The sequence below is a fragment of the Mesorhizobium waimense genome, assembly GCF_003601975.1.
Taxonomy (GTDB): Bacteria; Pseudomonadota; Alphaproteobacteria; order Rhizobiales; family Rhizobiaceae; genus Mesorhizobium; species Mesorhizobium waimense.
Window position 1 is genome coordinate 200562 of sequence record NZ_QZWZ01000006.1, and the last position, 20129, is coordinate 220690.

A 20129-nucleotide genomic window follows, 5' to 3' on the forward strand; every position below is an offset into this window, starting at 1 on the left:
TTCGCAGTGTGAAGGGCGCGCGAAGACGGGCCACCCCCCTTCGATCAAAGAGCGATGACAAGGAAAACGACTATGAGAAAGATGTCTGCAATCGCGACGGTCACCGCCGCAACCCTGCTGGGTGCTTCCTTCGCCGCGGCGCAGGAACTGCCTTCAGTCGAGGACACCTACAAGGACATCGAGGCGACGTTCGGTGTCGTGCCCAACCACATCAAGACCTATCCGAAATCGGCGGTCGCCGGTGCGTGGGCAATGACCAAGGGCCTTCTGACGGACAAGAACAATGCGCTCGAGCCGAAGGTGAAGTCACTGATCAACCTTGCCGTAGCGGCGCAGATCCCGTGCCAATACTGCACCTGGGTCGAGACCAAGTTCGCCAAGGCACAGGGTGCAACGGACGAGGAGGTCGCAGAGGCGGTCGCCCAGGCGGCCTATGTCCGTCACTGGAGCACCGTGCTCAACGGAATGCAGATCGATTTCGAAACCTTCAAGACCGAATTCGGCGGCGACTGACGGAATGCGGCGCCCGGCTACTGCCGGACGCCGCCCTCTCCAGATCGCTTTCAGTGAACCCTCACCCATGGAAATCCTCATAAACACGGCAAACGTCCTCTACGTGACCGCCTATTTCACGATGGACATGCTACGCCTGCGTATCCTGACGGTCACCGCAGCGACCTGCCTTGCCGTCTACTTCTACGGCCAGCCGGTTCCGATGCTGAATGTCGTCGCCTGGAACGTGTTCTTCATCGCGCTGAACCTGATCCAGATCGTCCGGCTCGTCCTGGCCAGATACAGAAACGCACAGGCTGGAGCGTGATCTACCCGGCTGGCCACTCCGAGGCCTCGACAGCCTTCCCCCGACCCGAAGCGCCTATCCGGTGGCGCGAAACGATGACGCGGAGAGGCGATGCGTCGACGCCAGCGGCTCCATCAGACCGGCGCGTCAGACGGGCTGTCAGGTGATCGCAAATGGCGCAACCGCGCCCTCCAGTGGCAACAGTCACCTCAATGGCCGATATGCGGCGCTGCCGTTCGCCTCGTGGAAGCGGCTTTGGGCCGATATTGTTGAAAAAGTCCGCCGCACTGCAATGTCGCCACCGATTATAGAATCCCTTTCCACCCCAGCGTATTGCATGGAATCAGGATTCAATTTTGGGTCTTTGCGGAAACACCATTCTACGCAAATGCCATTTGCAGCCGCGACCCGAACTTTTTCAACGGTATCGGTCAGAAGCACCCATTCGCGACAGCCTCCCTACCTCTCCTCAACAATCCGCAAATAAGCCGCCGTCACAAACAGCACGATCAGCCCAAACAAAATCCGCCTCGCGCCTTCGGGCATCTGCAGGATCGTCAGCAGCGTCGTCAGCACCGTCAGGATCAGCGCGCCGATGATGGTGCCGGTGTAGCCGCCGCGGCCGCCGAAGATGGAGGTGCCGCCGATCACGGCGGCGGCCACCGAAGGCAGCACCAGCGGTTCGGCCAGCGACAGCGACGGCGCCTTGATCAGGCCGATGTAGAGCAGGCCGGTGATGCCGGCGAGCAGACTGGAGATGACGTAGAGCGCGGTGATTACCTGCCAATAGCGGACGCCCGACAAGCGCGCCGCGCGTTCATTGTCGCCGACGGCGTAGAGCAGGCGGCCGAAGCCGGTGCGGCGCAGCGTGAAGACGATGAGCACCGCCAGCGGCACGAACAAAAGCAGCGCGTTGGGGAAGCCGTAGGTCAGGCCGGTGCCCAGCCAGTTCAGGAAATCCGGGATTTTTGCTCCGGAAGCGATCACCGTGCGCTGGTAGACCTGCAGGCAGCCGGTGCCGATCAGGCTGGTGCCGAGCGTCATGATCAGCGGATGGACGCGAAAGACGCCGACGCCGATGCCGTTGATCAGGCCGATCAGCACCGCCGGCATCATCGCCAGCAGGAAGGCCACCGCCGGGTCCTGGTTGACGATCTGGGTGGCCATGATGAAGGCGCTCATCGTCGCCACCGTGCCGACCGACAGATCGATGCCGCCGGTCAGCATGGTCATGGTCTGGCAGCCGGCGAGGATCGCCAGCGGAATGGCGAACTTCACCGTGTTGGCGAGCCAGCGCTCATTGACGATGCCGGGCCGCAGGATCTGCAGGATCACCACCAGGATGACGAGCAGGATGATCAGGGGAACGAGCGGCCGGTCGGCCATGAACCGCTTGACGCGGCGGCCGAAGGATACCGGCTGGGGCATTGTCGCGCTGCTCGTCATGGCATTGCTCCTGCCGGGCGGCCTCTTATCGTGATGAAGGCGCCGAACATCACCACGGCGACCATGATGGCGCCTTCGATGATGGCCGTGACGTTGGGGTCGATGGCGAGCAGCGTGAGATCGGTGCGCACCAGCCGCAGCACGAAGACGGCGACGATCGGGCCGAGCAGGCCGCCCTTGCCGCCGCCAAGTGCCACCCCGCCGAGCACCACCGCGGCGACGCTGGCCAACAGATATGGGCCGGGAATGGGGGCGCCGATGCCAGTGCTCATGGTCAGCGCCAGCCCGCCCATGGCGGCGAACAGGCCCGACAGCGCGTAGGCGATGATGCGGGTGCGCGCGACCGGCACGCCGCTGCGGAACGCAGCCAGCTCGCTCGAGCCGATGGCATAGATCGATAGGCCGAGCTTCGAGCGCCTGAGCGGTATCCAGATGATGCAGAGACAGACGACCAGCAGCACCAGCGCCTTCGGCACCCAAGCGTCGATGTTGTCGGGCAGGCCGGGGATCGGCAGCGTGCCGACGATACTGGCCTTCAGCCAGTCGGCGGCAGCCCCCCCCGGCGCGCCGAGCACAAGCAAGGCCGCGCCCTGCAGGACGAACAGTGTGGCCAAAGTGACGACGATGTCGGGCACGCGGGTGACGACGATCAGGATGCCGTTCAACGCGCCCAGCACCAGCCCCATGGCCAGCACGAAGGGCACCACGAACAGCGCGTATTCCTCGCTGGCGCCGTTCATCATCGAGGCGGCGGTGACGCTGGTCAGCGCCATCATGGCGGCGACCGAAAGGTCGATACCGCCGGCGATGACGACGACGGTCTGGGCGGCGACGGCGAAGGCGTAGGGCAGAACGGCGCGGACCAGCGAGCCGAAATCGCCGCTGCCATAGCCCGGCTGGATCAGCTTGGTGAGCACGAACAGCAGCACGAAGAGGGCGAACAGGCCGGCGACCCAGCCCTGGTTGCGGAGGAAGCGGGTCAAGGTACTGCCTCCGGGGTCGAAGGTTTCGACGTCGGGTCGGCCAGGATGCCGACATCGGCGGTGACGCCGCGCGGCAGGCCATAGGCGGCACGCATCAGTGCCGGCTCGTCGGCCTCCTCGACCGGGAAGATGTCGACGACGTGGCCGCCGAAGATGACGATGACGCGGTCGCAGACACGCTGCACCTCTTCCAGTTCGGAAGTGTAGAACAGCACCGACTTGTCCAGGCCGGCGAGCTCGCGCAGCAATTTGTATATCTCCTGCTTGGTGCCGACATCGATGCCGCGCGTCGCGTCGAAGCACAGGATGGTGCGGGCGTTGGCAGCGATCCAGCGGGCGATCGTCACCTTCTGCTGGTTGCCGCCGGAGAGGCGCTGCACCTCGCCTTGCGCGCGGGTGTCGATCTGCAGCCGGGCGATGGCGCTGGCGACCACAGTACGCTCCTTGTGCACCCGGATCGGTCCCCACTTGCGCAGCGCGGCGCTGAAGGGCAGCGCAATATTTTCGTGCACAGAGCGCTGCATGGCGAGCGCCTCGGTGCGGTCGCCCGGCACGTAGGCGATCCCCGCGCGAATGGCGTCGCTCGGGTGGGTAAACTTCACCGGCTGGCCGTCGACCTCGATCGAGCCGCCGGAGGGCCGGATCGAGCCCGCCAGCGCGGCAAAGAGTTCGTCCTGGCCTTGTCCTTCAAGCGCAACGACGCCCACGACTTCGCCATTGGCGAGGTCGAAGGAGACGTCTTGGAGCTTGGTGCCGACGCACAGATTGCGCACGCCAAGGCGCGGGCGGCTCGTCGCCGTCGATGCGGCCTGACCGGCGGGGCGCGCCGTCATCTGAGTCTTGACGATCCTGGCGCCGAGCATCAGCTCGACGATCTTTTCCTCGACGCCGGGCACGATGTCGACGACGCCGACCGTCTCGCCGTCGCGCAGCACGGTGGCGCGGTCGCACAGCGCCGAGATCTCGACGAAGCGGTGCGAGATGAAGATCACCGAGCGGCCGCTGTCGCCTTGCCGGCGCACGACTTCCAGCACCTTCTCGGCGAGGTTGGCGGGGAGCGCTGCCGTCATCTCGTCGAGCAGCAGCACGTCGGGCTCAACGGCCAGCGCCCGCGCCAGGTCGAGCACGCGCAAAACGGCGAGCGGGATGTCGCGCGCGGTGTCGCGCAAGTCGAGGTCGGGAATGCCAAGCTCGCGCACCCAGGCGCGGAACGGCTCGACCGGCGTGCCGGTCAGGCGCAAATTGGAGAGCACGTCGAGATCCGGGATCAGCGACGGCTCCTGGTAGACGGGCAACAGGCCGGCGCGGCGCGCGGCGGCCGGCGAGCGTATGTCGCGCGTCTCGCCGCGGATCAGGACGCGGCCGGCGTCCGCGTGGATAGCGCCGGTCAGGATCTTCACCAGCGTCGACTTGCCGGCACCATTGGCGCCCATCAGCGCATGCACCTCGCCCGGCAGGACCGAGAGCGAGGCGTTGCGCAGCGCGGCAACCGCGCCGTAATTCTTGGCGACGCCGGTGGCGTCCAGCAATGGGTTTTCTGGCAGAGGGTTCGTCGTCAAACGGGCGTTCCCAATCATTCAGCGAGGACGGCAGACTGTTGTCTGCCGTCCTCGTGGCTTAGTGCAAGCGAAGATTACTCGCCCGGACCCTTGCAGGCGACGATCTGCTCTTTCGTGTAAGTGGTCCAGTCCGGGATCGAGATCGAGACCGGCCATTCCGGGCTGAGCGATGGGTCGGCGGCGGCCTTGAGCTTGGCCTTGCCTTCCTCGGTGGCGTTTTCCCAGAGCTGCGGCTCGACCAGCACAGTCTGCTGCGCCGGCTTCTTGCCGTTGAGGATCTGCAAGGCAAGTGTGACGCCGGCGCCGCCGATCGAGCCGGGGTTGGTGACGGCCGCGCCAACCAGACCCTTGACCGAGCTCAGCTGGCCAACGAAGCCGGCATTGTCGGCGCCGACCACCGGCACCAGCGGCGCCTGCGATTCAACCAGCGCATCGACGATGACATTGTCGATTCCGGACGTCCAGATGCCGTTGAAGGGTGCGCCCGTGGCGAGGAAGGAGAGGATCTGCTGCTTGCCCTGGTCCTGTTGCCAGCCGGTGAACACCTCCTGCGCCACCTTCACGTCGGGGAATTCGGCAAGCGCCTTCTTGAAGCCCTTGTCGCGGTCGCTGTCGGCGGAAGCGCCGGCGGCACCGCGCATATAGACCACCTCGCCCTTGCCGCCCATCTGCTGGAACAGCCATTTGGCGCCGAGATAGGCGTATTGTTCCTGGTTGTTGGAGATGATGTAGGCCGAAGGCTCGGTGACCGCCTGGTCAACGGCGACGACGACGATGCCGGCCTTGGTGGCCTCCTCCAGGCCAGCCTTGATGCCGGCCGGGTCGGCCGGGTTGACGACGATGGCGTTGACCTTGGCGCTGATCAGGTTGCGGATGTCCTCCAGCTGACCGGCGGCGTCGGTGTTGCGGTGGGCGATGTTGAGCTTCGTCACCTCGCCGGAGGCGAGCGCCTGCGCCTTCATCGCGCAGATCATCTCCTCGCGCCAGCCATTGCCCTGCACGGTGTTGGAGATGCCGATCGTGTACTTGCCCTCGGCGGAAGATACGCCCACCGAAGCCAGGAAGGCCGCGCCGGCAAGCAGCGGGACCATGGTCAGGTATTTTTTCATTTCAGTACTCCTCCACATTGATCTTTTATTTTCAGTCTCAAAACCGTCTGCGCCGTCACTTCACGAAGGGGCGCAGCACGTCGTGCGCGAGCAGGAATCCCCGCTTGATGTTGTCGTCGCTCCCCTCGAACCGCCGGTCCTCGTGCTCGATGATGACCGGTCCGTCGTAGCCTGCGCGGTAGAGGCCGGAGAAGACGATGTTCCAGTCGACATCGCCAAGCCCCGCCATGCGCGGCACCTGCCAGCCTATGCCGACTGAGAGGATTCCGCGCTCATACAACCCATCATGATCGATCATCAGATCCTTGGCATGGACATGCAGCATGTAGGGGCCGAATTCGCGAATGAAGCGGGCCTGGTCGATCATCTGCCAGACCAGGTGCGAGGGGTCGAAATTCATGCCGATATCGCCGCCAAAGGCTTCGAGGATGCGGCGCCAGATCTGCGGCGAATAGGCGATGTTGTGGCCGCCCGGCCATTCGTCAGAGCTGAAGATCATCGGGCAGTTCTCGAAGGCCAGCCCGACGCCGTTGTCGCGCGCATGGGCGATGATGGCGGGCCAGACCTTGAGCGCCTCTTCCCAGTTGACGTCGACCGGCTTGGAGGCATCGCCGCCGCAGAAGGTGTTGACCAGCGAGACGCCCATCTGCCCGGCCAGCACGATCACCTTCTTCAGATGATCGATGACCGCCTCGCGGTGCGCAGCATCGGCATGCAGCGGGTTGGGGTAGTAGCCGAGAGCCGAGATAGACAGTTTTTTTTCGGCGAGCGCTGCCGTGATCTCCTTTGCCTGCGAGGCCGAGGTTCCAGCGGCGTCGATATGGCTGGTGCCGGCATAGCGCCGGCTGTCGCCCGAAGATTTCGGCCAGCAGGCGATCTCCAGCGCCTCGAAGCCGGCCGAGCTTGCCCAGTCGGCGACCTCGGCGAGTGGGGTATCCGGAAATGGCGCTGTGAGCAGTCCAAGCTTCATGATGCCTCCCCTGGTCGTGAACTTAACGACCTATCGTACTATGCAGATCGCGTCGGTCGCTTCAACCGCGCATCTATTGGCTCAGTGCAGGCATGTCTGACAAAGGCCAGCGGATTCTCTGAGAGCAGACCATCGAGGCCGGCGATGATATTTGCGCGGAACATAGTGTCGGCGGCCAGTGACGGATCGAAGATCGCGTCTATCGCAAGAATGGCGTCGGTGAGCCCCTTGGTGTCGGCGCCGATGCGGTCGGCGATGGCCGAGATCCTTCCGGCAAAGGGGTCGGACACCTGCCAGCACTTGCCGAAGTGCGGGGCGGCCTTGATCAGACAGGCCATCCAGCCGGCGACAGGCACCGACAGCAGCGTGATGCTCCCACCGTGCCGCAACCGGTCGCGGATCGGGTCGAGCAGACGCTGCACGATCTTCTGCGAGCCGTCGGTGGCGATCTGGTGGTTGCGGTGGCGGATCGCGGTGTTGGCGAGACGTGCGAGGCTTTGCTCGACATAGGCAGGCGCAGAAATGCCAGGCACTGCCTTGAGCGTTGGCAGGGTCTCTTCGGTCAGCATGCGGCGGACTAAGGTGGCGAGCAGCGGATCGGCGACAGCATCCGACGTGTGCTCAAAGCCGCAGAGCACGCCAAGATGGGCAAGCGTCGTCTGGGCGCCGTTCAGCACCCGCATCTTGAGATGCTCGAACGGCGTGACGTCGTCGACGAAACTGGCGCCGACAAGGTCCCAGCGCGGTACGCGGCCGGCGAATTTTCGCTCGATCACCCACTGCCGGAACGGTTCGCCGACCACGACGGCGGCGTCGCGGTAGCCGAAGCGCTGCTCGATGGTTTCGAAGTCGGCCTGTGTGGTCGCCGGCGCGATGCGGTCGACCATGGCCGAAGGGAAGGCGACATTGGCGGCGATCCACTCCGAAAGGCCGTTGCCGCGCCGGCTGGCCATCGTCCGCACGACACTGCCGAGGATCACTCCGTTGCTTGGGATGTTGTCGCAGCTGAGCAGCGACACAGGCCGCCCATGCGAGGTCCTGCGCTGCTCCAGCACTCGCGCCAGGATGCCGGGCACGCTGCGCGGTGCATGCGGGTTGGCGAGATCGTGGACGATATCAGGGTGATCGAGATCGAGCGCGCCGGTCGACGGGATATGGCAATAGCCTTTCTCGGTGACCGTCATGGTGACCAGTTCGATGTCGGCCGAGGCAAGCACCTCAAGCGCCGGCGCGGCGCTTTCCTGGCTGTCGACAACGCGGATAATGCTGCCGATGACGCGCGCCTCGACATGATTGTCCTGCCGGATCAGGCGCGTGTACAGGCCGCCCTGCCGGCCTAGCGTTTCCGACAGGTTTGGCGGACGGATGTTGATGCCGACCACGCCCCAGCGGTCGAAATGGCTGGACAGAAGATCGTCGGTGTATTCGGCCTGGTGGCAGCGATGGAAGGCGCCAACGCCGATATGCGCCATGCCCGGCATGAGGGCAGCACGGTCATAGGACGGCCGCTGGACGGAGGTTGGAAGTCGGCTAAGCAGCTCCGGGCCGAGCATTTCGGGTGCGGCAGCGGCGCTCACCGGTTCGCCCCGATCACCGACTGTTCCTGGTCGATCACCGCGCCGGTCATCGGCCCGGCCGCGTCGGAAAGCAGGAAGACGGCGAGGTTGGCGATATCGTTCGGCGTCAGCAGCCGGCCGAAAGGCTGCGCGGCGTTGGCGGCGTCGAGCCAGCCCGGGCCATGGCCGAGTGTCTCGGCCTGCATGATGCGTTCGGCCGGCGTATCGGTCCAGCCGACATTGATGCCGTTGACGCGGATGCGGTCGAAGCGGTGGGCGTTGGCCGCATTTTTGGTCAGCGTCGCCAGCGCGCCCTTGGTGGCCGAATAGACGGCAAGCTCGGGCGAGCCGCAATGGGCGTTGATCGACAGGATGTTGACGATGGCGCCGCCCTGGCCGCGCATCCTCATGTCGGCGATAGCCGCCTGCATGAGGAAGAAGGGCGCGCGGGCGTTGACGGCAAACAACGCTTCCCAGTCGTCGAGGCCGGCATCAACGAAAGAGGCGCGGTCGGTCAGGCCGGCGGCGTTGACGAGCCCGTCGACGCGTTCGAAGCGGGAAAGGCATGCCGCGACCAGCTGGGCCGGCGCCTCGGGGTCCGCAAGATCGGCGGCGACGAATTCCGTCGGCGTGCCCATTTCGGAGAGCGATGTCGCTGCAACCTTGCCGCGCGCCGGGTCGCGGCCGGTGATCAGCAGGCCTTCGGCGCCGGAGCGCGCAAGCGTCTCTGATATCGCCAGGCCGATGCCTTGCGTGGCGCCGGTGATCAGCACCACCTTGCCGTCGAGTTGAACCTCCATTCCTCCTCCCGGAACAAGGCTTCTATTTTTTCAAATATGGAACTATTGTTCCTTTCAGTCAATCGTTCCGGTCATTCTGTCCGGCAGGCGACGACGCCGTGGACCAAAGCCATGCCGACGGCCAGTGAGGCGGCCAGCGAGCGGAAGCCGGCGAAGTCGGATTCGACGACTTCCAGCCAGGTGTCCGACAGCTTGACCAGCGGCGAGAAAGTGCTGTCGGTGATGGTGACGATGCGCGCCTTGCGCTCATGCGCGACGGCGACGAGATCCGGCGTGATCGAATTGTAGGGGCTGAAACTCACCGCCAGCACCGCGTCGCGCTTGCCTATGCAGCCGACCTGATCGAGCGCAGTGGAACCGACATTGTCGACCAGCACATTGCGTATGCCCTGCTGCGACAGCGTCAGCGAAAGGTAGGTGGTGACCGGAAAGGCGCGTTTGCTGCCTATGACATAGATCAGGTCGGCGGCGGCGAGCAGCGCGACCATCTCTTCGAAGCTCTCGATGTCGAAGCTATTGTCGATGCGGCCGAGCGAGGCCCGCGACGCCCCGACCATGCCGTTGAGAAAATGCAGATTGGCGTTGGGCTCGGCCGCCGTCCGCTCCGGGCCGCGCCCTTCCGGCCATGAGCCTTTCACGTGCTCCTTGAACAGGCCCTGGAAATCGGAAAAGCCGGCATAGCCGAAGATCTGCGCGAAGCGCACCAGCGTCGAAGGCTGCACGCCGGCCTGCTCTGCCACCTGCGCGATGGTGCCCAGCGCCACATCGCTCGGATGCTGCCACAGGAAAATGGCGACCTGGCGCAGGCGCTTGGGGAAATGCACAGTGCCGGAGGAGAGCACCGCGCGCAGCTCCTCGTAGGTCTGCGGTTTGGTGTAGCCGAGCGCGGCAAGCGAGCGTCCGCGTTTCCGGGTCGCGGCCTCGTCGATGCTGGACCGTTCCGATGACTTTTGCGCTCCGCTCATGGATTCACGCTAGCGCGGCACGATCGTTTTACAAAATGGAAATTGGAAATCATATTCGAAAATGCTAGCGGCTTCTCAAGCTGTGATGCCATCGAAATTGGTCTGTCCAGGAGGAGTTTGAAAGTCATGGTCTATGCAACCTCGGACGGATCGACGCGCAAACGCCTGACGGTCGGCATGGTCGGGGGCGGCCGCAATGCCTTCATCGGCGCGGTACACCGGCTGGCCATGCGGCTCGACGACCAGATCTCGCTGGTTGCGGGCGCGCTGTCCTCGGATCCCGAAAACGCCGCAGCCTCGGCCGCCGAGATCGGCATCGCGCCGGAGCGCAGCTATGCCGATTATCATGCGATGGCAAAGGCGGAAGCGGCGCGGCCCGACGGCATCGAGGCCGTGGTCATCGTCACGCCAAACCATCTGCATGCGCCGATCGCCACCGCCTTCCTCGAAGCCGGCATCGACGTCATCTGCGACAAACCGCTGTCGACGACATTGTCCGATGCCGAAGGGCTGGTTGAGCTGGCGCGGGCGAAAAACCGCCGGTTCATGGTCACCCTCAACAACACCGGCTACGCCATGGTCCGCCAGGCGCGCGAAATGGTGGCGGCGGGGGAGCTTGGCCGCATCGTTTCCGTGCATGGCGCCTATATCCAGGACTGGCTGACCCAGCCCATCGACGCGCAGGGCCAGAAGCAGGCGGAATGGCGCACCGATCCGGCACGCGCAGGACAGTCGGCGGTGCTGGCCGACATCGGCGTCCACGCCTTCAACCTGGCGAGTTTTATCTCCGGCTGCGAGGCGGAAGCGGTTTCGGCCGATCTGTTCACCGCCGTGCCGGGGCGGCGTCTCGACGACAACGCGCATGTGCTGATGCGCTGGACGGGCGGGGTGCGCGGCACGATCCTGGCCAGCCAGACCTCGCCAGGCCACTACAACGACCTTTCGGTACGCATTTACGGCGACAAGGCCGGGCTCGAATGGTCGGGCACGCGGCCGGAGGAACTGTGCTTCTCGCGCTATGGCGAGGAAACGCGCATGCTGGTGCGCGGCGGCCATGGCTCGACCGACGAAAGCCGCCGTGTGTCGCGCATGCCGGCAGCCCACCCGGAGGGCTATATCGAAGCCTTCGCCAACTTTTATCGCGATGCAGCCGACATCATCCGCGCCCATCGCTCCGGCGCGGCGGTCGATCCGGCCCGAGCGGCGCAAGTGCCCGATGTCGTAGACGGCGCGCGCGGCGTGAAGTTCGTCGCGGCGGCCGTTGAATCGAACGCCGGCGGCGGGGCGTGGACGCCAGCGCGGTTTGCGTAAATCGAGAGCACCTATCCCTTGATTGCCGTGCTTTGAACGCCTCGAGCTGCACGGTTCTACGGCCTGATACGATGATCCTTTTTGCATCGCGCATACCGGGTCTTGCCGACCTCGCGGAGCGCCATAATTCCATTCTGGGGTTGGGGTGAATCACCTGCTGGTAGGAGGCGGCCGTGAAACACCAAACACTTGACCAACTGCAAAGCGTTGCCGACGTTCAGGCCGAAGCAACACTTCTGATTGCCACTCGGGGCCAGCGCCTCGAGCGCTGGGCGCAACTTCTGGAGCAAAATCCCGACCGGTGCCTTGGGGCGCTTGCGGGCACCGAATACATAAGCGCGGAGGTCCGTGACAGAATGCGTTCCGCGGGCTCACCCATCACCGTGGCTTTCGAGGATCCGATCTTTCGCGCGCAAGGCCTGAAGGAGGATACTTACGGTGAAGCCAAGCGCTTCTTCGAACTGACCGATTGGCAGTTGCACGAAATCGTCTGCCATTGCCATGTCGGCGCGACGATGCCGGCACGATGGGCCGCGACGCGCGTCCGCGCGGCAGTGTCCGGGAAGTTCGGTTTCTTCGCCTGGCTGCGGGGAGTATTCATGCTTTGACGAAACAGGTTCTTGCGCAGCGGCAAGGGTTTATATCCGTGAGGCGGTGGATACAGTTCACCGCCTCACGGGGCAGATAAGCGAAGCGCAATCGTCAAGGAATATCCGGCACCATCAAGTCCGCGTCGGGGTGAATCCCAGCTGTTCGTGCAATGCAGCGGGCGCTGCCCGGCGTGCCGCCGACAGACGCAGGCGATCGAGGCAGAGATAGACGACCGGCGTCGTGTAGAGCGTCAGCATCTGGGCGACGATCAGGCCGCCGACGATGGCGATGCCGAGCGGCTGCCTGATCTCCGCCCCCGTACCGATTTCGAGCGCCAACGGCAGCGCGCCGAGGAGGGCGGCGAAGGTCGTCATCATGATCGGCCGGAAACGCGTGAGGCATGCCCTGTAGATGGCTTCGCGCGGTGCGGCACCCTCCTTGCGCTCGGTCTGCAGCGCAACGTCGATCATCATGATCGCGTTCTTCTTGACGATGCCGATGAGCAGGATGATGCCGATCAGCGACATGACGCTGAAATCCATCCCGGTGAGTTCCAGGGCAAACAGCGCGCCAAGTCCGGCCGAAGGCAGCGTCGACAGGATCGTGATCGGGTGGATGTAGCTCTCGTAGAGCATGCCGAGCACGATATAGATGGTGGCTAAAGCGGCGGCGACAAGCAGCAGCTCGTTGGTCAGCGCCGAACGGAAGGCCAGCGCCGTTCCGGCAAGCGCGCCGTGGATCGACTCCGGCATTTTGAGCGTCGCCATCGCCCGATCGATCGCCGCGGTGGCATCGCCGAGCGAAGCGCCTTCGGCCAGGTTGAACGAAATCGTCGTGGTGACGAAATGGCCCTGGTGGCTGATCGACAGCGGCATGGTGGCGGGTGCGTAGTGGCTGAATGCCGACAGCGGCACCATGTGCTCTTGCGCCGTGCTGACCGCCGCACCGCTCGAGGCGCTGGAATGGCCGATGGCGGCGATGGCGTTGATGGCTTGGTTGCGGACGGATGCGCTGGCGGCAAGTGATGCGGCGGAAGGCGGCGTATTGGCGGCTGCCGTCACCGTGCCGGCCAGCGCGTTGGTACGCTGGGTGCCGCTGGCGGCAGCACCCGAGGTGCTGACATAGATGCGCGACAGCGCCGACGGATCCTGCAAATAGCGCGGCGCCAGCTCCATGACGACTTCGTACTGGTTGAGCGGATTGAAGATCGTCGAAACCTGGCGCTGTCCGAACGCGTCGTAGAGCGTGTTGTCGATGGCCGAGGTGCTGACGCCGAGCCGGGCAGCACTTTCGCGGTCGATGGAGAGGTTGGTCTCTAGGCCTGCCTCGTCGCGGTCGGAATTGACGTCGGCGAGCTCCGGCGCCTGCTTCAGCGCGTCGAGCAGTTTTGGCGCCCATGCGTCGAGTTCGGCGATCGAGTCCGCCTGCAGCGAATACTGGTAGGTGGCGAGGCTCTGGCGCGCGCCGACCCTTATCTCCTGCCGTGGAAACAGGAATAGCTGGGCTCCCGGCACTTTTTGGAGTGCTGCGCGCAGATGTGTCACCACCGCCTGCAGCGACGCCCGCTCGGCTTGCGGCTTCAGGGTGACGTAGACGAAGCCGGAATTGGTCTGCCGGCCGCCGATGAAGCCCACCACATTGGCCACCGCCGGATCGCTCTGGACGATCGACTGCAGCTCGGTCAGCTTCTGCCGCATCAGCTGGAACGAGATGCTCTGGTCGGCGCGGATGCCGCCGACCAGTTCGCCGGTGTCCTCCTGCGGGAAGAAGCCCTTGGGCACCACGACGTAGAGATAGACGTTGAGGGCGATCGCGCAGAAGAGAATGACCAGAACAATCGCGGCATTGTCGAGCGCCCAAGCCAGCGAGCGTCCGTAGCCGCGGCGCAGCCGTTCGAACGCGCTCTCGCCAAGCCGGGCGAGCAGCGACCGGCGCTTCGCTGGCAGGCGCAGGAAATGCGCGCACATCATCGGCGTGGTGGTGAGCGAGAGAACGAGCGATATGAGGATCGCCAGCGACAGCGTCACGGCGAATTCCTGGAACAGGCGGCCGAGGATGCCGCCCATCAACAGGATCGGCAGGAAGACGGCGATCAGCGACACGCTCATCGACAGCACCGTGAAGCTGACCTCGCTTGCGCCGAGAAGTGCGGCCTGCCGCCGTGGCATGCCGTCTTCGATATGCCGCATGATGTTTTCGAGAACGACGATCGCGTCGTCGACGACGAAGCCGGTGGCGATGGTCAGGGCCATCAGCGACAGATTGTCGAGCGTGTAGCCCAGCAAGTACATTGCGCCGAAGGTGCCCAGCAGCGAGAACGGCACCGCGACGGTCGGGATGAGTGCCGCGCGCCAGTCGCGCAGGAAGCAGAACACGACAAGCACGACGAGCACAATCGCCAGCGCCAGGGTCATCCCGGTGTCGGACAGCGAAGCGCGGATGGTCGTGCTGCTGTCGCTGCTCACGGAGAGGTGCGCATCGGCCGGAATGGACGCTTCGAGCTGCGGAATGACGGCGCGCACCCTGTCGACGGTGTCGATGATGTTGGCGTTCGGTTCGCGGTAGAGCACGAGAAGCACGGCGGGCACGCCATTGGCGAGACCGAGATTGCGGACATCCTCCACCGAATCCTCGACATCGGCGAGATCGCGCAGCCGCACGGCGGCGCCGTTGCGCCAGGCGATCACCAGGTCGCGATAGTCGACGGCGTGGCTCGCCTGGTCGTTGGTGTAGAGCTGGTAGCGTTGCGCGCCGTCCTCGATGTCGCCCTTCGGGCTGTGGGCATTGGCCGAAGCGATGGCGGCGCGCACGTCCTCCAGCCCGATGCCGTAGTTGAACAGCGCGCCCGGGTTGAGCTCGATGCGCACGGCCGGCAGCGAACTGCCGCCGAGATCGACATTGCCGACACCTTCGACCTGCGAGAGTTTTTGCTGCAGCACCGTGGCGGCGGTGTCGTAGAGTTGGCCGGGCGTCAGCGTCCGCGAGGTGAGCGCCAGGATCATGATCGGCGCATCGGCCGGATTGTATTTGGGATAACGCGGATTGCTGTGCAGATCCGACGGCAGGTCGGCGCGCGCCGCGTTGATGGCGGCCTGGACGTCGCGGGCGGCGCCGTCGATGTCGCGGTCGAGGCCGAACTGCAGCACGATGTTGGTGGTGCCGGTGCTGCTGCGCGAGGTCATCTCGGTCACGTCGGCGATCTGCCCGAGATGGCGTTCAAGCGGCGAGGCGACGTCGGCGGCCATCGCGTCCGGGCTGGCGCCCGCCATCGAGGCCTGCACCGAGATGGTCGGGAAATCGACCTGCGGCAGCGGCGAGACCGGCAGATGGAAATAAGCCAGCAAACCCGCCGCGGCGAGGCCGAGCGTCAGCAAGGTGGTCGCCACCGGACGGGCGATGAACGGCGCGGAAAAATTCACGATGCCGACCGGCCGGGCTCCAGCGCGGCTTCCCCGGTTGCGCCGGCCCGGCTGACCCGCTGCGCCAGCCGGTCGAAGGCGAGATAGATGACGGGCGTCGTGAACAGCGTCAGCACCTGGCTGACGATCAATCCGCCGACGATGGTGATGCCGAGCGGCTGGTGCAGTTCGGAGCCGGCGACACCGCCCAGCATCAGCGGCAGCGCGCCGAACAGGGCGGCCATGGTGGTCATCAGGATGGGGCGCAGCCGCAGCAGGCTCGCCTCGTAGATCGCCTCGCGCGGACTGCGGCCTTCCCGGCGCTCGGCCTGCAGCGCGAAGTCGATCATCATGATGGCGTTCTTCTTCACGATGCCGACGAGCAGCACGATGCCGACGATGCCGATGATGTCGAGGTCATGTCCGGCGATCATCAGGGCGACAAGGGCGCCGACCGTGGCCGACGGCAGCGTCGACAGGATGGTGATCGGATGGATGAAGCTCTCATAGAGGACGCCAAGCACGATGTAGACGGTCACCACTGCCGCCAGCACCAGCAGCAACTCGTTGCGCAACGAGCTCTGCAAGGCCAGAGCCGCGCCCTGGAAGCCGGTGACCAGGCTGGGCGGCGGGCCTAGCGCGCGCTCGGCCGCGGTGATCGCCTCGGTCGCCTGGCCGAGCGAGACGCCGGGCGCCAGGTTGAACGAGATGGTGGAGGAGGGAAACTGCGCCAGATGGCTGACCAGCAGCGGTGACTGCTTGACAGTGACGCTGACGATCGTAGACAGCGGCACCTGTCCGGAGCCGGCTGACGGCAGGTAGATGGAATTCAGCGAGGCCAGCGTCTCCTTGACCGAAGGATCGGCCTCGAGAATGACCCGGTACTCGTTGGACTGGGTGAAGATGGTCGAGATGATGCGCTGGCCGAAGGCGTCGTAGAGCGCGTTGTCGACGGTCGCCGGCGTGATGCCGAAACGCGCCGCGGTGGCGCGGTCGATGGTGATGTCGGCGGCAAGGCCGTTCTGCTGCATGTCGCTGGCGACGTCGGCCAGTTCGGGCAGGCGGGCGAAGCTGGCGGTGAGCCGCGACGCACAGTCGGCCAGTTCGGCAGGATCGGCATCCTGCAGTACGAACTGGTACTGCGTCGGGCTCACCGCCGTGTCGACCGTGAGATCCTGCACCGGTTGCATGTAGAGCGAGATGCCGGTGACGCCGGCCGTCTCCTGCCGCAGCCGGCGGATGATGGCGCTGGCGTCGAGCGTGCGGGTGTCGCGCGGCTTGAGGTTGATAAGCATGCGGCCGCTGTTCAGCGTCAGGTTCTGGCCGTCGACGCCGATGAAGGACGACAGGCTCGCCACGTCCGGGTCTTTCAGGATCGCCGCCGCCAGAGCCTGCTGGTGGGCCGCCATGTCGGCATAGGAGACCGACCCTGCGGCTTCGGTGACCGCCTCGATGGCGCCGGTATCCTGGACCGGGAAGAAACCCTTGGGGATGACGATATAGAGATAGGCAGTAAGCGCCAGCGTTGCGGCTGCCACGACCAGCATCGACGTCTCGTGGTCCAGCACCCAGCGCAGCGCTGCCGCATAGCCAGCGGTGACGGCGTCGAATGCCACCTGGCTCTTGCGCGCCACCCAGCCTTGCCGCCGCTCCGGCTGGTGCCGCAACAGCCGCGCGCACATCATCGGCACCAGGGTCAGGGAAACGACAGCCGAGATGACGATGGCGATGGCCAGCGTGATGGCGAATTCGTGGAACAGCCGTCCCACCACGTCGCCCATGAACAGCAGCGGGATCAGCACCGCGATCAGCGAAACCGTCAGCGAGATGATGGTGAAGCCGATCTGCGACGAGCCGCGCAAGGCCGCCTCGAGCGGCGGCTCGCCGCCTTCGATGAAACGGGAGATGTTCTCGATCATCACGATGGCGTCGTCGACGACGAAACCGGAGGCGATGGTCAGCGACATCAGCGACAGATTGTCGAGGCTGAACCCCCACAGATACATGACCGCGAAGGTGCCGATCAGCGACAGGGGTACCGACAGGCTGGGGATGATCGTCGCGGCCACATTGCGCAGGAACAGGAAGATCACCAGCACTACCAGAAGCACGGCAAGTCCAAGCTCGAACTCGACGTCGTGGACCGAGGCGCGGATCGTGGCGGTCCGGTCGGTCAGCAGGCTCAATTGAACCGATGGCGGCAGGCCGGCGCGCAGCTGCGGCAGCAGCGCCTTGATGGAGTCGGCAACCTGGATCACGTTGGCGCCGGGCTGGCGCTGCACATTGAGGATGATCGCCGGCGTGCGGTTCATCCAGGCGCCTAGCCTGGAATTCTCAGCGCCCTGCACGATGTCGGCCACCGCGGAGAGCCGCACCGGCGCGCCGTCGCGGTAGGCGATGACGGCGTCGGCATAGGCCTTCGGGTCGCTGATCTGGTCATTGGCATTGACGGTGTAGGAGCGGCTCGGCCCGTCGAAGCTGCCCTTCGGCGTGTTGACGTTGAGATTGCCGATGGTGGTGCGCAGGTCATCCATGTTGAGACCCATCGCCGACAGCGCCTTGAGGTTGACGCGCACCTGCACGGCCGGCCGCTCGCCGCCACTCAGGCTGACGAGGCCGACGCCGGGAACCTGGGAGATTTTTTGTGCCAGGCGGGTTTCGGCGTAGTTCTCGACCTCCGTCAGCGGCAGCGTGCCGGACATCACGGCAAGGGTCAGGATCGGCGCGTCGGCAGGATTGACCTTGGCGTAGATCGGCGGTGCCGGCAGGTCGGCGGGAAGCAGGTTGCCGGCCGCGTTGATCGCCGCCTGCACCTCCTGCTCGGCAATGTCGAGACTGAGATCGAGGCTGAAGCGCAGCGTGATCACCGAGGCGCCGGCCGAGCTTTTCGACGACATCTGGTCGAGCCCAGGCATCTCGCCGAACTGGCGCTCCAGCGGCGCGGTGACCGACGAGGTCATCACGTCGGGGCTGGCGCCGGGATAGAGGGTCTGCACCTGGATTGTCGGGTAGTCCACCTCCGGCAAGGCCGAAAGCGGCAGGAACAGGTAGGCGATCATGCCGTTAAGCAGGATGCTGACCATCAGCAGCGTCGTCGTCACCGGCCGCAGGATGAACGGCCGCGAGGGGCTGAGGCCGCCGTCCGGACCGGCGTCCCGATCCTCATCCATTGTCGCCGCCCGCACGGCTGTCGCCGGAACCGCTGCCGGTGCCGCCGCCTGTTCCGTTTTTCCGGTGGCGGTGGTGGTGCTGCTGGGCGCCCGGGGCATCGGTGGCTGCAGGAGGCGCACCTTGCGCCGGCGGCTGGCCGACAGCCGGTGCTGCCACTGTCGGGGCCGTCGCCGCTGCCGGTGTAGCGGCATCCGGGACCGTGACCTTTGCGCCGTCCTTCAGCCGGTCGACGCCGTCAACAACCACTCTGTCGCCGAGCGAGAGCCCGGAAAGAACCTGCGTCGCGGCCGCATCTCCCGGCCCGGTGGTGATCGGTCGGACGGAAACCGTGTCGTCGGCGCCCACCACATAGACGAAGGTTCCGGGCGCGCCGTGCTGGATCGCCGCGTTCGGCACCACCATTACGTTGCTCAGCGTGCGCACCAGCAGGTGGGCATTGACGAACTGGTTGGGGAACAGCGCCTGGTCTGGGTTGGCGAAGATGGCGCGCATCTTCACCGTGCCCGTCGTCGGATCGATCTGGTTGTCGACCGTCTGCAAGGTGCCTGACGCGACCTGCTGCACATCATCGCGGTCGAACAGCGTCACCGGCAGCGTCGCGCCGTTTCGCATCTCACCCGTCACCGCCGAAAGGTTGTCCTCCGGCAGCGAGAACATGACCGAGATCGGCTGCATCTGCGTGATCACAACAATGCCGTTGGCGTCGCCCGGCGTGACATAGTTGCCGGTATCGACCTGGCGCAGGCCGAGGCGGCCGTCGGCGGGGGCGACGATATGACAATTGGAGATGTTGAGCTGAACGGCCTCGATCTGCGCCTGGTCTGAAGCGACAGTGCCCTCATCGGCCTCGACGGTGGCGCGCTGAAGGTCGACGGCCTGGATGGTGATGGCATTCGTCGTCAGCTTCTCGTCGCGGTTCAAATCCAGTCGCGCATCATCGAGTAGTGCCTGGTCGTGCTTGAGCTGGCCGGTGAGCTGATGCAGCGAGGCGACGAAGTTGCGGTCGTCGATCTGGGCCAGGAAGTCGCCTTTCCTGACCATCTGTCCTTCGGTCAGCGCAATCTGGGTGATCTGGCCGCTGACCTGCGGGCGCACGATCACGGTGGACAGCGAGGTCACCGTGCCAAGCGCGTCGAAAACGATGGGAATGCTGCCCGTCGCAACGGAAGCGACCGCCACCGGCTGGGGCGTAAGTCTGTTACGGCCGGACCGGCCGCCGCGGCCTTCATCGGCCGCCTGCCGCGGTTGCGAAAACGGATGCAGCCAGACGGCAAGCCCACCGGCGGCGACCAGCAGCAGGAGCAGGACGATCCAGCCGCGTCGCCGGCGGGGTTTTACGCGCTGCGTTGCCTGTTCGCTCTGTTGCAGGAGCCGCTTGTCGACCTCATCGTCCACGACGGTTTTGCTCCGTGGCAGGCGCGATGGTTGCGAGCGCGGTGGACAAGGGGGCGCCTCGATTGTCCCGCGAACT

Annotated in this window: 15 protein-coding genes; 4 read left to right on the forward strand and 11 right to left on the reverse strand. The window is 65.3% G+C overall.

Annotated features, from left to right (window positions below; genetic code table 11):
- The first annotated feature begins 72 nt into the window (after window positions 1-72).
- Window positions 73-513 carry a carboxymuconolactone decarboxylase family protein gene (locus tag D3227_RS10375; RefSeq protein WP_120014017.1) on the forward strand — a complete coding sequence of 147 codons (441 nt, stop codon included), beginning with the start codon at window positions 73-75 and terminating at the stop codon, window positions 511-513.
- 67 nt (window positions 514-580) lie between these two features.
- Window positions 581-820 carry a hypothetical protein gene (locus tag D3227_RS10380; RefSeq protein ID WP_120014018.1) on the forward strand — a complete coding sequence of 80 codons (240 nt, stop codon included), beginning with the start codon at window positions 581-583 and terminating at the stop codon, window positions 818-820.
- A 438-nt stretch (window positions 821-1258) separates the two neighbouring features.
- Here the strand turns inward: D3227_RS10380 and D3227_RS10385 are convergent, their stop codons facing one another.
- From D3227_RS10385 to D3227_RS10420, 8 genes are all read right to left on the reverse strand, one after another.
- Entirely contained in the window at window positions 1259-2245 is a 987-nt protein-coding gene (locus D3227_RS10385) for an ABC transporter permease (protein WP_120014019.1), read from the reverse strand.
- Window positions 2242-3228, reverse strand: a complete 987-nt coding sequence (locus D3227_RS10390) for an ABC transporter permease (RefSeq protein ID WP_120014020.1) — start codon at window positions 3226-3228, stop codon at window positions 2242-2244. Before D3227_RS10390 ends, D3227_RS10385 begins: the two co-directional genes overlap by 4 nt.
- Entirely contained in the window at window positions 3225-4772 is a 1548-nt protein-coding gene (locus D3227_RS10395) for a sugar ABC transporter ATP-binding protein (protein WP_120014087.1), read from the reverse strand. Before D3227_RS10395 ends, D3227_RS10390 begins: the two co-directional genes overlap by 4 nt.
- Window positions 4773-4861: 89 nt before the next feature.
- Window positions 4862-5896 (reverse strand): ABC transporter substrate-binding protein, encoded by a 1035-nt coding sequence (locus D3227_RS10400; protein ID WP_120014021.1) that lies wholly within the window; start codon window positions 5894-5896, stop codon window positions 4862-4864.
- A gap of 55 nt (window positions 5897-5951) precedes the next feature.
- Window positions 5952-6866 carry a sugar phosphate isomerase/epimerase family protein gene (locus tag D3227_RS10405; protein ID WP_120014022.1) on the reverse strand — a complete coding sequence of 305 codons (915 nt, stop codon included), beginning with the start codon at window positions 6864-6866 and terminating at the stop codon, window positions 5952-5954.
- A 38-nt stretch (window positions 6867-6904) separates the two neighbouring features.
- A complete protein-coding gene (locus D3227_RS10410; RefSeq protein ID WP_120014023.1) occupies window positions 6905-8443 on the reverse strand; it encodes a mannitol dehydrogenase family protein in 1539 nt (512 codons plus the stop codon).
- Window positions 8440-9222, reverse strand: coding sequence for an SDR family oxidoreductase (locus tag D3227_RS10415; protein WP_120014024.1), 783 nt, complete (start codon window positions 9220-9222; stop codon window positions 8440-8442). Before D3227_RS10415 ends, D3227_RS10410 begins: the two co-directional genes overlap by 4 nt.
- Before the next feature lie 71 nt (window positions 9223-9293).
- A complete protein-coding gene (locus D3227_RS10420; RefSeq protein ID WP_120014025.1) occupies window positions 9294-10187 on the reverse strand; it encodes a MurR/RpiR family transcriptional regulator in 894 nt (297 codons plus the stop codon).
- Window positions 10188-10313: 126 nt separating this feature from the next.
- On the opposite strand from D3227_RS10420, the gene D3227_RS10425 reads away from it, so the two are divergent.
- Window positions 10314-11498: a Gfo/Idh/MocA family protein gene (locus D3227_RS10425; RefSeq protein ID WP_120014026.1), complete on the forward strand. Its 1185-nt coding sequence runs from the start codon at window positions 10314-10316 to the stop codon at window positions 11496-11498.
- Window positions 11499-11671: 173 nt separating this feature from the next.
- Window positions 11672-12106, forward strand: a complete 435-nt coding sequence (locus D3227_RS10430; protein ID WP_120014027.1) for a hypothetical protein — start codon at window positions 11672-11674, stop codon at window positions 12104-12106.
- A 114-nt stretch (window positions 12107-12220) separates the two neighbouring features.
- Here the strand turns inward: D3227_RS10430 and D3227_RS10435 are convergent, their stop codons facing one another.
- The 3 genes from D3227_RS10435 to D3227_RS10445 are packed head-to-tail and all read right to left on the reverse strand — an operon-like array spanning window position 12221 to window position 20053.
- Window positions 12221-15508 (reverse strand): efflux RND transporter permease subunit, encoded by a 3288-nt coding sequence (locus D3227_RS10435; RefSeq protein ID WP_120014028.1) that lies wholly within the window; start codon window positions 15506-15508, stop codon window positions 12221-12223.
- Window positions 15505-18657, reverse strand: coding sequence for a multidrug efflux RND transporter permease subunit (locus D3227_RS10440; RefSeq protein ID WP_120014029.1), 3153 nt, complete (start codon window positions 18655-18657; stop codon window positions 15505-15507). The genes D3227_RS10435 and D3227_RS10440 overlap by 4 nt, the downstream gene beginning before the upstream one ends.
- Window positions 18650-20053: an efflux RND transporter periplasmic adaptor subunit gene (locus D3227_RS10445; RefSeq protein ID WP_208646356.1), complete on the reverse strand. Its 1404-nt coding sequence runs from the start codon at window positions 20051-20053 to the stop codon at window positions 18650-18652. Before D3227_RS10445 ends, D3227_RS10440 begins: the two co-directional genes overlap by 8 nt.
- Window positions 20054-20129: the final 76 nt, after the last annotated feature.